General features: G+C 55.9%; 13 protein-coding genes. 6 read left to right on the plus strand and 7 right to left on the minus strand.

The window, feature by feature from the left end; translation table 11 throughout:
• From msrA to cydP, 6 genes are all read right to left on the minus strand, one after another.
• Complete coding sequence (msrA, locus tag WDB70_RS09350) at nt 1-516, minus strand: peptide-methionine (S)-S-oxide reductase MsrA (protein WP_406663672.1); 516 nt, start codon at nt 514-516, stop codon at nt 1-3.
• Nucleotides 517-625: 109 nt separating this feature from the next.
• Nucleotides 626-871 (minus strand): hypothetical protein, encoded by a 246-nt coding sequence (locus tag WDB70_RS09355; RefSeq protein WP_406663674.1) that lies wholly within the window; start codon nt 869-871, stop codon nt 626-628.
• On the minus strand, nt 858-965 hold the full coding sequence (gene cydX / locus WDB70_RS09360) for a cytochrome bd-I oxidase subunit CydX (RefSeq protein WP_406663676.1): 108 nt from the start codon (nt 963-965) through the stop codon (nt 858-860). Before cydX ends, WDB70_RS09355 begins: the two co-directional genes overlap by 14 nt.
• 11 nt (nt 966-976) lie before the next feature.
• Nucleotides 977-2,119, minus strand: coding sequence for a cytochrome d ubiquinol oxidase subunit II (gene cydB / locus WDB70_RS09365; protein WP_406668058.1), 1,143 nt, complete (start codon nt 2,117-2,119; stop codon nt 977-979).
• Complete coding sequence (locus WDB70_RS09370) at nt 2,119-3,681, minus strand: cytochrome ubiquinol oxidase subunit I (protein ID WP_406663677.1); 1,563 nt, start codon at nt 3,679-3,681, stop codon at nt 2,119-2,121. Before WDB70_RS09370 ends, cydB begins: the two co-directional genes overlap by 1 nt.
• A complete protein-coding gene (gene cydP / locus WDB70_RS09375) occupies nt 3,671-3,859 on the minus strand; it encodes a cytochrome oxidase putative small subunit CydP (protein ID WP_406663679.1) in 189 nt (62 codons plus the stop codon). Before cydP ends, WDB70_RS09370 begins: the two co-directional genes overlap by 11 nt.
• A 498-nt stretch (nt 3,860-4,357) precedes the next feature.
• On the opposite strand from cydP, the gene WDB70_RS09380 reads away from it, so the two are divergent.
• Complete coding sequence (locus tag WDB70_RS09380; RefSeq protein ID WP_406663681.1) at nt 4,358-5,050, plus strand: TorF family putative porin; 693 nt, start codon at nt 4,358-4,360, stop codon at nt 5,048-5,050.
• A 55-nt stretch (nt 5,051-5,105) separates the two neighbouring features.
• On the opposite strand, the gene WDB70_RS09385 is transcribed toward WDB70_RS09380, so the two are convergent.
• Nucleotides 5,106-5,366: a hypothetical protein gene (locus WDB70_RS09385; protein ID WP_406663683.1), complete on the minus strand. Its 261-nt coding sequence runs from the start codon at nt 5,364-5,366 to the stop codon at nt 5,106-5,108.
• Here WDB70_RS09385 and WDB70_RS09390 point away from each other — a divergent pair.
• The 5 genes from WDB70_RS09390 to WDB70_RS09410 all read left to right on the plus strand — a co-directional run bounded on the left by WDB70_RS09390 (nt 5,365) and on the right by WDB70_RS09410 (nt 12,251).
• On the plus strand, nt 5,365-6,885 hold the full coding sequence (locus WDB70_RS09390; RefSeq protein ID WP_406663685.1) for a 2-isopropylmalate synthase: 1,521 nt from the start codon (nt 5,365-5,367) through the stop codon (nt 6,883-6,885). The two genes, WDB70_RS09385 and WDB70_RS09390, sit on opposite strands and share 2 nt — an antisense overlap.
• A 10-nt stretch (nt 6,886-6,895) precedes the next feature.
• A complete protein-coding gene (gene leuC, locus WDB70_RS09395; RefSeq protein ID WP_406663687.1) occupies nt 6,896-8,293 on the plus strand; it encodes a 3-isopropylmalate dehydratase large subunit in 1,398 nt (465 codons plus the stop codon).
• Complete coding sequence (leuD, locus tag WDB70_RS09400) at nt 8,290-8,841, plus strand: 3-isopropylmalate dehydratase small subunit (RefSeq protein WP_406663689.1); 552 nt, start codon at nt 8,290-8,292, stop codon at nt 8,839-8,841. The genes leuC and leuD overlap by 4 nt, the downstream gene beginning before the upstream one ends.
• A gap of 14 nt (nt 8,842-8,855) precedes the next feature.
• On the plus strand, nt 8,856-9,881 hold the full coding sequence (gene leuB, locus WDB70_RS09405) for a 3-isopropylmalate dehydrogenase (protein ID WP_406668060.1): 1,026 nt from the start codon (nt 8,856-8,858) through the stop codon (nt 9,879-9,881).
• A 198-nt stretch (nt 9,882-10,079) separates the two neighbouring features.
• On the plus strand, nt 10,080-12,251 hold the full coding sequence (locus WDB70_RS09410; RefSeq protein WP_406663691.1) for a S8 family serine peptidase: 2,172 nt from the start codon (nt 10,080-10,082) through the stop codon (nt 12,249-12,251).
• The last annotated feature ends 17 nt before the right edge of the window (nt 12,252-12,268 follow it).

Consider the following 12,268-nt stretch of genomic DNA (forward strand, 5'->3'; position numbering starts at 1 on the left):
CTACTCCACACGCATAGTCAGTCCCAGCTTCTCCAGCTTAGGCTGGATCACATACTGGCAATAAGGCTGCTCTGCATGGTGCTCAAAATAATACTGATGAGCCGCTTCTGCTTCGTAAAAGTGCGTTAGCGGCGCCAGTTCTGTAACAATAGGCTGCGCATAATGCGGTTGTGCACGGCGTGTTGCCGCTTCGGCCTCAGCCCGCTGCGCGTCACTGCGAAAGAGAATTATCGAGCGGTATTGCGGCCCGACATCATGGCCCTGACGATTAAGGGTGGTTGGGTCATGAGCCAGGAAAAACAGGTCCAGTAAGCGGGCCAATGACACAATCGAGGGATTGAAGGTGAGGTTGACGACTTCGGCATGGCCACCAATACCTGCGCAGACCGTACGGTAATCAGGGTCAGCCAGGTGGCCGCCAGCGTAACCGGAGCATACCTCACCAACACCTGTAATTCGCCGGAAGATCGCCTCCAGACACCAGAAACATCCGCCGCCAAGGGTGAGCTGTTCCATTGTTGGCCTCCTGAGCACTAACTGATTGCCTGCTACTCATAGTGTCCCGAACAGGGCCAATTTGCCAGCGGCACAACCATTAAAAGGCTATTTACTCAGCAGTCTGTAGTTACCAGCATAAATACAGGCCCAACAGCCAGAGGATCCAGGGCAATGGAGGGGCGAACAACAGACGCTCCCAGCTTGCCTGACAGCGCCAGCCCACGGCATGGACGGCATTTAAAGCAATACTGAAGAGCATCAAAGAAAGGCCGCCGTGGCCTGGGGCTTCGCCCAGCACCACGCGGCTCCAAATGAAGGCCACACCTGCAACGCAGAGTGCGGCCGAAAGCAGACGCCACTTAGGATTCATCATCCTGAGAGTACTCTTTGGCTTCAAGCCACATGGCGTTGATGATACCGAAGGAACACGCCAGCAGCACACCAAGGATCCAAGCGAAATACCACATAAGTTTTCTCCTTAATAACTGCCTACAGAGTTACGTTCGATGTGTTCAGCGGTTACCCGGCCCCACAGTTTGTAATAGCACCAGAAGGTGTAAGACAACACTATGGGTACGAATACCACGGCAACCCCAAACATGATACCCAGGGTTTTGTGGCTGGACACCACGTCCCACATGGTCAGGCTGTCATTGGGTACCAGGCTTGATGGCATCACAAACGGGAACATACTGCCACCAGCGGTCATGATGATGCCGGCAATGGCCAGGGAGGAAAAGAAGAAGGCCCAGCCGGCTTTCTGCTTGCCTGCCAGCAGCACGCTCAGCAGCGCGCCGACAATACCGACAATCGGCGCCAGCCACAGCAGCGGGAAGGCATTGTAGTTAGCCAGCCAGGCACCACTTTGCACAGCCACACTCTTATCGGTGGTGATATTCAGTGCACTGTTGACGTCGCCAATACGCTCGATGACGTAACCGTCAATGCCCCAGCTCAGCCACAGGCCAGCCAGCACGAAGGTAACAATGGTTACCAGACCGGCAATCATCGATGCCTTGCGGGCACGGCTATTGACGTTACCTTCAGTACGCAGCTGCAAGTAGTTGGCGCCGTGCATCATCAACATCGACACACTGACCAGGCCACAGACAATGGCAAAGGGGTTCAGCAACTGGAAGAAATTACCTTCGTAGTAGGAATACATCAGGTTATCCAGCTTGAACGGTACCCCTTGCAGCAGGTTACCAAAGGCCACACCAAACACCAGGGCCGGTACAAAAGAGCCGGCAAACAGCCCCCAGTCCCAGGCGGTGCGCCAGCGCGGATCTTTGACCTTGGAGCGGTATTCAAAACCGACCGGCCGGAAGAACAGCGCAAACAGCACCAGCAGCATGGCCCAGTAGAAGCCAGAGAAGGCCACCGCATAAACCACCGGCCAGGCGGCGAAGATGGCGCCACCCGCGGTGATGAACCACACCTGGTTACCGTCCCAGTGTGGGCCCAGGGCATTGATGGTAATACGACGCTCACTGTCATTTTTGCCGACGAAGGGCAGCAAGGCACCTGCCCCCATGTCAAAGCCGTCGGTAATGGCGAAGCCAATCAGCAGCACGCCGATCAACACCCACCAGATCAATTTCAAGACTTCATAATCCATGATCAGGCCTCCTGAGGCTGAGTTTCGAAGTGGTAGCGGCCAGTTTCCAGCACACTCGGACCACGACGGGCATAGCGGATCATCAGGTACATTTCCGCAATCAGCAGCAAGGTATAGAAGAAGATAAATCCAGCCAGACTGCCCATCAGATCACCCTTAGACAGGGTCGAGACAGACAGGTGTGTCGGCAGCACTTCTGCAATAGACCAAGGCTGACGGCCATACTCGGCAACAAACCAGCCCATTTCACAGCTCAGCCACGGTGCCGGCAGTGCGAACAGCGCCAGTTTCATCAGCCAGCGTTTTTCACCGATACGGTGGCGGGCACTCTCATAGAAAGCCATGGCGAAGATGAACAGCATCAAGAAGCCCAGGAACACCATGATCCGGAAAGTCCAGAACATCGGCGCCACTTTCGGGATAGAGGTATCCACGGCTTTTTGAATATCCGCATCGGTAGCGTTAACCACATCCGGGGCATAGCGCTTGACCAGCAGGCCATAGCCAAGATCTTTCTCAAGAGACTTGAATTGCGCCCGGTTAGCTGGCGTGTCCTGGCCGTTTTTCAGTTTTTCCAGAACCTCATAAGCCAGAATACCGTTACGGATCCGCTTGGCGTGCTCCTGCTTGAGCTCCTTGATACCGGTAATGGTCTGATCGGTCGAGCGCGTCGCAATCAGGCCCAGTACGTAAGGGATCTTAACGGCATAGTCGGTGCGTTCTTCTTTTTGGTTAGGGAAACCAAACAAGGTGAACGCCGCCGGTGCCGGTTGGGTTTCCCATTCGGCCTCGATAGCTGCCAGCTTGGCTTTTTGTACATCCCCCACTTCGTAGCCAGACTCATCACCCAGCACGATAACGGACATGACGGAAGCCAGACCGAAGGACGCAGCGATGGCAAAAGAACGCTTGGCAAAGGGAATGTCACGGCCCTTGAGCAGGAAGAAGCTGGAAATGGCCAGCACAAACATCGCACCAGTGGTATAGCCCGCTGATACGGTGTGTACGAATTTCACCTGCGCGACCGGGTTGAAGAGCAGCTCAGTAAATGAGGACATCTCCATACGCATGGTTTCGAAGTTGAAATGGGCCCCAACCGGGTTTTGCATCCAGCCGTTGGCAATCAAGATCCACAAGGCTGACAGGTTGGAGCCAATGGCTACCAGCCAGGTCACCATCAAGTGCTGCACTTTCGACAAGCGCTCCCAGCCAAAGAAGAACAGACCGATGAAGGTGGACTCCAGGAAGAACGCCATCAAGCCTTCAATGGCCAAGGGCGCACCGAAAATGTCACCCACGTAGTGCGAGTAGTAAGCCCAGTTGGTACCAAACTGAAACTCCATGGTGATACCGGTGGTAACACCCAGAGCAAAGTTAATACCGAACAGCTTACCCCAATACTTGACCATATCCCGGTAGATCTGTTTGCCGGTCATGACATAGACCGACTCCATGATCGCCAGCATAAAGGACAAGCCCAACGTGAGTGGCACAAATAAAAAGTGGTATAGCGCTGTGATCGCAAACTGCAACCGCGACAAGTCAACGACTTCATCACTGATCATTGTCAGCCTCCTTGGACTGATGATTAGGGGAACCTAAGAGTTGGTTATCAATTGCCGTCTGACCCTGCTCAACATTGACGGCGTCACTGAAGAACAATGCCTTGATGGTGAATATCAAGGCGAGTTTGATAGCCAGAATAGCGATGATTTCTTTTTTTAGAGAGGAGCCACGAAACATCAAAGCTGACCTCCGTTTCTGAGATTGAGTGGAGTATGGTCCTTTACCCTCAGAGGGTTCTTGATCTGACGCAATTTCTCCCGTCACAGCCGCCTTGCAATGATGCAAAGGCTCACAATTCTTGCAGCCAATATGCTGATATTCGTGAAGAAATCTTGATTGAGAGTAGCCTAGTTTTTTCTAAAACAACAATTTTAAACACACCCCGGTGGCTCAGCTGCGAAAAATACCGAAGCGCGTCAAATCACAAATGTTACAAAAGAGTGAATCTATCGCGTGACATTTGTTTCAGGGCATTGTTTGATAATGTAACTGGCGAATATTTCATCACTTCATGGTGGTGCTGCTGGTCGTTACCCCCTGGGTGACAAAACGGCAATCTGACGGCGTCCCCCAAAAGCAGGCCAAACCAGCTTGCCAGCCGTCAGTGTTGACCGCATTATTGCCTCCCCCTGCAGGAGCGCACGTGCTTTTATTCAACCAAGAAGGGTTTTCAACATGAAAAAAACGCTGCTTTTGGCCATGCTGGCATCCGGCTTTGCCGTTTCCGCACAGGCAACCGATCTATCAGCCACCGTTGCCGGTGCCTCTGATTACCTTTTTAACGGCATTAGCCAGACCAGTGAAAATCCGTCACTGCAGTTGAGCCTGGACGCCGGCTTTGATCGTGGTTTTTACGTTGGTACCTGGGCTTCCAACGTCGATTTTGGCGCCGGCGACAATGCCAAAGCCGAATGGGACTTTTACGGAGGTTACAGTGCTGACTTTGGCCAGGGTTGGAACTACGACATCAGCCTCAGTGAATACACTTATGTTGGCGAAAGCAGCTACAACTATCCCGAGGCTCACGTCGCCCTAACGGCGCCGACCAATACCATGGTACGAGTGTCGTACACCTGGGATCAGGCCGGCACTGGTATTAATCATGCCTATGTCGAACTGCACCAAGGTTATGAGCTGGATAACGGCGTCACCTTGCAGGCGGCGTACACATACAGCAAAGCGCTGTCTGGTGCCGGGCATCAGGATTACTGGTATGGCAAAGACCACTACAGCAACTGGCTGGTAGGCATGACCACCAGTTACAAAGGCATCGACATCGCCCTGAACTGGCAGGACACCAACATCAAGGGTGTGCCAGAAGCCGGTGGCCGTATCTACCTGGCGGTTAGCAAAAGCTTTGAGCTGTAATAGGCTTTCCTCTGGAATAGCCCCATCATCGCCGCCGCATTGGGCGGCGATTTTTTTATTGACAAGTATTGGCGCGCGTTGCATGTTCATGCATATGAGTAGCGCAAACTTTTTCCCCGCAGTTATCAGCAACGGCCAGTTTTCTGACCGGGCCTCTTTGCGCCTGAACGCCCTCCTCCTTCTCAGCCTCATTCTCCTTCTTAGCTGCGGGAGCGGGCTTGTATTGTGATGTGACGACGTAAAAACGTTCACCATTACGAAAACCCGCTCCCTTCGAGCGGGTTTTTTTATGTCTTTTTTCAGGAGAATTATTCATGTCAGACCGCGTTATTATCTTCGATACCACCTTGCGTGACGGCGAGCAGTCTCCTGGCTGCGCCATGACTCTGACGCAGAAAGTCCGTATGGCCAGCGCCCTGGCTGATCTGGGGGTGGATGTCATCGAAGCCGGTTTTGCAGCTGCCAGCGCCGATGATTTCACGGCGGTAGCCCGCATCGCAGCAGAAATCAACGGCCCCACCATCTGCGCCCTGGCCCGCTGTACCGAGCAAGACATCAGTGCTGCCGGCAAAGCTTTGGCAGCCGCTGCTAAAAAGCGCATCCATGTGTTCATTGCCACCAGCCCGCTGCACCGCGAGCACAAGCTGAAAATGTCCAAACAGGAAGTCATTGCCCGCGCTCAAGCCGCCGTCCGCCAAGCTCGCCAACATACCTCTGACGTGGAGTTTTCCTGCGAAGATGCCCTGCGTACCGAGCATGACTTTTTGGCCCAGGTGGTCGAAGCGGCCATCGTCGCCGGCGCCACCACGATCAACATCCCCGACACCGTTGGCTACAGCACCCCGTCAGAGATGTATGACACCATTCGCTACCTGAAAACCCAGGTCGCCAACATCGAACAGGCCATCCTCTCCACGCACTGCCATAACGATCTGGGCTTGGCAGTTGCCAATAGCCTGGCAGCAATCGAAGCCGGTGCCCGGCAGGTTGAATGTACCCTCAATGGCATTGGTGAACGGGCAGGCAACTGCGCTCTGGAAGAAGTGGTGATGGCACTCAATACCCGCCGCAATCACTACCAGCTCGCTTGTTCTGTGCACACCCAGCACATTCTGCCAACGTCGCGGTTGCTGTCAGCCATTACCGGTTCCGTGGTGCCGCGCAACAAAGCCATTATTGGTGATAACGCATTTGCCCATGCCTCGGGTATTCACCAACACGGCATGCTAAGCCATCCGGAGACTTACGAAATCATGCGCCCCGAGTCTATTGGCCGGGTAAAAACCAGCCTGGTACTGGGTAAGCATTCCGGTCGCCACGCGCTTATCGACAAGCTGCAGGAGCTGGGTTTTAAAGTTTCGGATAACGACATTGACCGGATTTTCCGCGATTTCAAAGCACTGGCCGATCGCAAAAAACACATTACCGACGCCGATATTGAAGCTCTTACGTTCGGCCAGGCCAGCAGCGGCCCCTGGCAGCTAAGCCAGATGCAGGTAACCTCCGGTGCCATTGACACCATCGCCTCCGCCGCCGTGGTGCTGTTTGGCCCGGACGGTTGCGAACACCGTGAAGCCGCCACCGGCGATGGCCCGGTAGACGCTGCTTTTCGCGCAATTGAGCGCGCCATCGGCATGGATGTGCACCTTGAGGGGCTGTCGGTCAATTCCATTTCCGAAGGTATTGACGCCCAGGGTGAAGCCCAGGTCAGGGTCCGCTTTGCCGGCCAAAGCTTCCATGGCCGGGGCACCGCTACCGATATTGTCGCCGCGTCCGTCAGCGCCTTCATGGACGTTATCAACCGCATCAGCCGTCACATGGCCAAAGCAAGCTAAGGAGCCCACCATGGCACAGACCCTGTTTGACAAAATCTGGCAACGTCACATCGTCAAAGCTGCTGACAATGGCCACCCGGCGGTCATTTACATTGATCTGCACCTTATTCATGAAGTAACCAGTCCGCAGGCGTTTTCTGAACTCAAACGCCGAGGCCTGGCGGTACACCGCCCCGAGCGCACCCTGGCAACGCTGGATCATGCCACGCCGACCTCCCCACCAGATGCCCAGGGGCAGCGCTTTTTTACCAACGAACAAGCCTGGCGCCAGGTCTACAAGTTGCAGGAAAACTGCCGCCGTTTTGGCATTACCCTGCACGGTTTCGACAGCCCTCACCGTGGCATTGTGCATGTCATGGGGCCAGAGCTGGGCGCCACACAGCCGGGTATGACCATCGTTTGTGGCGATTCCCACACCGCCACCCACGGTGCCTTCGGTGCCCTCGCCTTTGGTATTGGCACCACCGAGGTGACGCATGTACTGGCCACCCAGAGCCTGCTGCAACACAAGCCGAAAACCCTGCGGGTATGGGTTGACAATCAATTACGCGCCGGAGTGTCCGCCAAGGACCTGATCCTGCACATTATTGGCAAACTGGGCATGAGCGGTGGTACCGGCCATGTGATCGAATATGCCGGCCCAGGCATAACGGCGCTGAGCATGGAAGAGCGCATGACCATCTGCAATATGTCCATTGAAGCCGGTGCCCGCGCCGGTCTTATTGCCCCGGATGAAACCACCTTTGCCTGGCTGAAAGGTCGCCCCATGGCGCCTCGCGACTTTGACGCTGCTGTCGCAGACTGGCGCACCTTGCACTCTGACGACGGTGCCAGTTTCGACAAGGAAATCCGCATTGATGCCGCAATGGTGCGCCCTACTATCACCTACGGCACCCACCCAGGCATGGTGATCGCCATTGGTGATGCCATTCCTGCCGCCAAGAATGCTCTGGAAGCCAAGGCTCTCGATTACATGCAGTTGTGCGCCGGCGCACAACTGGCCGAACGGCCAGTGGATGTGGTGTTTGTCGGCTCCTGTACCAATGGCCGACTGTCGGATATGCGGGCCGCTGCTGATGCGCTTAAGGGGCAGAAGATCGCCCGCGGCGTCCGCATGCTAGTGGTGCCCGGCTCTGAAGAGGTCAAACGGCAGGCCGAAAACGAAGGGCTGGATAAAATCATTCGTGCTGCCGGTGGCGAATGGCGTGAACCCGGCTGCTCCATGTGCATCGCCATGAACGGCGACATCGCAGCGCCAGGCCAAACCGTGGTGTCGACCTCTAATCGCAATTTCGCCGGCCGCCAGGGGCCGGGCTCCCAGACCTTTCTGGCCAGCCCCGCCACCGCCGCCCGCGCCGCTGTACGCGGCTTTGTCAGCGAACCTCAACAATGGCAGGAAAGCGCATGATTATCGAATCTTCTACGCTGGTTATCGCGGTAGATAACATCGACACCGATCAGATCATTCCGGCCCGCTTTTTGACCACCACCAGCCGTACCGGCCTTGGTCAGCACGCCTTTGCTGACTGGCGCTACCAGCAAGGGCAGGCCAGCAACTCGGAGTTAAACAGTCAGCATGGCTGCACCATACTGGTTGCGGGAGACAACTTTGGCTGCGGCTCTTCCCGCGAACATGCCCCATGGGCGCTGCTGGATTATGGCTTTAAGGCGGTTATCTCCAGCCAGATAGCCGACATTTTCAAAACCAATGCCCTGAAAAACGGCCTGGTGCCTATCGAGCTGCCAGCCGAACAACACCAATACTTAGTTGCGCACCCGGGTATGCGCCTGCGTATTGATGTAGCCGAAGCCACGGTGACGCTGGAAGATGGGCAACGCTGGCCCTTCTCTTTGGACCCTTTCAGCCGCCACTGCCTGGTGCAAGGGGTTGATCAACTGGGCTACCTGCTGAATCAGCACCGGCATATTCGTCAATTTGAGGAGGGCCGCCGGTGAAAGCCAATATTGTTATGCTTGATGGCGACGGCATCGGTCCGGAAGTCACTGCCGCCGCCCGTCATGTACTACTAGCCATCGGCCACCACTTTGGTCACCAGTTCACCCTGACCGACGCACTGATAGGCGGCGCCGCCATTGATGCCACTGGCGAACCACTGCCGCCGGCCACCCTGACCGCCTGCCAGCAGGCCGACGCCATTTTCCTTGGTGCTGTTGGTGGCCCCAAGTGGCAACACCATGCTGTGCGCCCGGAGCAGGGGTTACTGGCCATTCGCCAGGCCCTGGGGCTGTACGCCAATCTGCGTCCGGCCGTCACCCACCCCGCGCTGTATGCAGCCAGTCCACTTAAAGCCGACCGTCTGCAAGGAGTCGACATTCTGGTGGTTCGGGAGCTGACCGGAGGGATCTATTTTGGTGACAAACAAGAAGGCAGTGAGTCAGCCTGGGATCGCTGTGCCTACACGGCCTACGAGGTGGATCGGGTACTGCATCAGGCCGCCCGACAGGCTCGCCAGCGCCGCGGCAAAGTAACCATGGTGGATAAGGCCAACGTGCTGGCCACCTCGCGATTGTGGCGCCAACGCACCGAGCATATATTCGCCAGAGACTACCCGGATCTGACGCTGGAGTTCTTACTGGTGGATGCCGCCGCCATGCATCTGCTGAGCCGCCCGGCCAGCTTTGACGTGCTGGTAACAGAAAACCTCTTTGGTGACATTCTCACCGATGAAGCAGCCATGCTGGTAGGGTCGCTAGGTATGCTGCCATCCGCTTCATTGGGAGATAATAGCCCCGGATTATTTGAACCCTGTCACGGTTCTGCACCTGATATTGCCGGCAAAAACAGCGCAAATCCCTTTGCTGCAATGCTGTCGGTAGCCATGTTGCTGGACTTGGGATTGGGCTTGCACGATGAAGCCAAAATGCTGCAAAGCGCCGTTTATCAGTGCCTGCAGGCCGGTCAATGTACTGCCGACGTGGGTGGTGAACTGTCAACGACTGCCGTGATCGAGATCATACTTAATCATTTTAGTTAACCAAAATGAAACAAGGCATTATCATTTATTACAAAAATGATAATGCCTTGTAATACCCAGGTAACATAAGCCAGACTCAAGTTTCTCTCTCTCCCCTTGCCCATAAAGCAAGGAACCGGATGCCAGCAGGGCCAACAACAAAAACAGGCCCACCGCCAGGAAGGCGACCATAACAACAACCTGGTTATTGGAGGATACATGAAGAACGTGTTTCGCTTGTCACTGGTGGCGGCCGCCTGTTTGCCGCTGCTTGCGTGTAATACCGAAGAAACGCAAACACCAACACCTGTGACACAAGTTGCCCCACCGAGCCTGCGGGTTACCTCACCTGTCGACAACGGCCCGATCTACACCGGCGGGCTGATTGTAAAGTACAAGGTACCTAAAGGCCATCGTGGCCCATTGGCACAAGACGCCAAAGCCGCCATGGAAACACACATGCTTGAGCAAGCTGCCGCCGTTGGCGCTCAGCTGAGCCATGTACGTTCACTCGGTGGTAGCACCGAGCTGTACAAACTGGCCAACAAGGAAAACCTGCGCGCCGTTGTTAAGGCCCTGGAAGGTGACAGCAACCTGGCTTATGTGGAGCCGGATCGGTTGATGAAGCCTTTGTTCACACCCAATGACCCTCAGTACAGCCAGCAGTGGCATTACTTCTCTGCAAACGGCATGAACGCTGACACCGCCTGGGATACCACCAACGGCAGCGGTACCGTTGTTGCCGTTATCGATACCGGCATCCGCCCCAACCATCCGGATCTGCAAAATCAGGTCTTGTCCGGTTATGACTTCATCTCGGACAGTTGGATGGCCAACGACGGCAACGGCCGTGACAGCGATCCAACCGATCCGGGTGACTACCTGCGCCGCGGCGATTGTACAACGCAGTACGGCTATCGCGATGGTAGCGGCAATGTTGTACCCGGCCAGGACACCCCCGCCAGCTTCCACGGCAGCCACGTAGCCGGCACCATTGCCGCTGAAACCAATAATGGTATCGGTGTAGCCGGTGTAGCCTATGGCGCGAAGGTATTCAGTGCCCGGGCACTGGGCCGCTGCGGCGGTACCACCTCTGACATTATTGATGCCATGCGCTGGTCAGCCGGTTTAAGCGTTACCGGGGTACCGATCAACACCCACCCGGCCGATGTCATCAACATGAGTCTGGGTGGCAGTGGTGCTTGTGGTGCGGCCTATCAGGACGCCATCAACCAAATCGTAGCCCAAGGTACTGTGGTGGTTATTGCTGCCGGTAACGACAATCAGAATGTCTCCAATGCCAGCCCGGCTAACTGTGCCAATATCATCTCTGTTGCTGCTAATGACTACAGCGGTAACCGTAGCTGGTTCTCCAACTACGGCAGTCTGATCGATATTACCGCTCCGGGCGGCAGTGCCGACGGCACTGCCGGGCACGACATTTTGTCCACGGTGAACCTCGGCACCTTCTCGGTCGGTAGCGAAGGCTACACCACCATGGCCGGCACCTCGATGGCTACACCACATGTGGCCGGGGTTGCCGCCTTGGTAAAAAGTGTTGACCCGAGCCTGACCCCCGCCGCCATTGAGCAGGTGATCAAAAACAGTGCCCGAGCCTTCACCAATACCGACTGTACCACCAGTAACTGTGGAGCCGGTTTCCTGGATGCCGGGGCAGCGGTGGCGCTGGCTGGTAACAGCGGTGGCGGTGGTGGTGGCAGCAGTGATGTCCTGAGCGACGGCAGCGTTGTCAGCAACATTGCCCTGGCTACCGGTGCCAGCCGTACCTTCACCATTGACGTGCCAGCTGGTACGGCCAGCCTCAACCTGAACCTGACCGGCAGCAACGGTGATGCCGATCTGTGGGTGAAGCAAGGCAGTGCCGCTACCAGCTCCGCAACCGCTACCTGGAAGTCTGAGTCCGGTTCATCCAACGAATCGGTCACGGTGTCCAACCCGGCTGCCGGCACTTACTACGTGACGGTGTACGGCTACGCCGCTTTCAGTGGCGCAACCCTAACCGCCGGCCTGACCGCCAGCGCCGGCAGCAGCCCAGGTACCTTTGAGAACACCAGTAACGTCAACATCTATGATAACCAAACGGTATATAGCAACATTGATGTGACGCGCACCGGTGATAGCGGCTCGGTAACGGTCAGTGTGGATATTAAGCACACCTACCGTGGCGATCTGCGGATCAAGGTGATCACCCCCAGCGGTGCTTCTGCCACCCTGCTGAGCCCGTCTAACGACTCCAGTGACAATGTCCTGCAGTCCTGGACCATCAATGCGGCAGGCATTGACTCTCAGGGGGTCTGGAAGCTGAGTGTCGAAGATGTGTACTCCGGTGACACCGGCTACATTGACAGCTGGAGCCTGACTTTTAACTAAGCTCTGGCAGTAAAAAG

This window comes from Gallaecimonas aegicerasi (genome assembly GCF_045291545.1).
Taxonomy (GTDB): Bacteria; Pseudomonadota; Gammaproteobacteria; order Enterobacterales; family Gallaecimonadaceae; genus Gallaecimonas.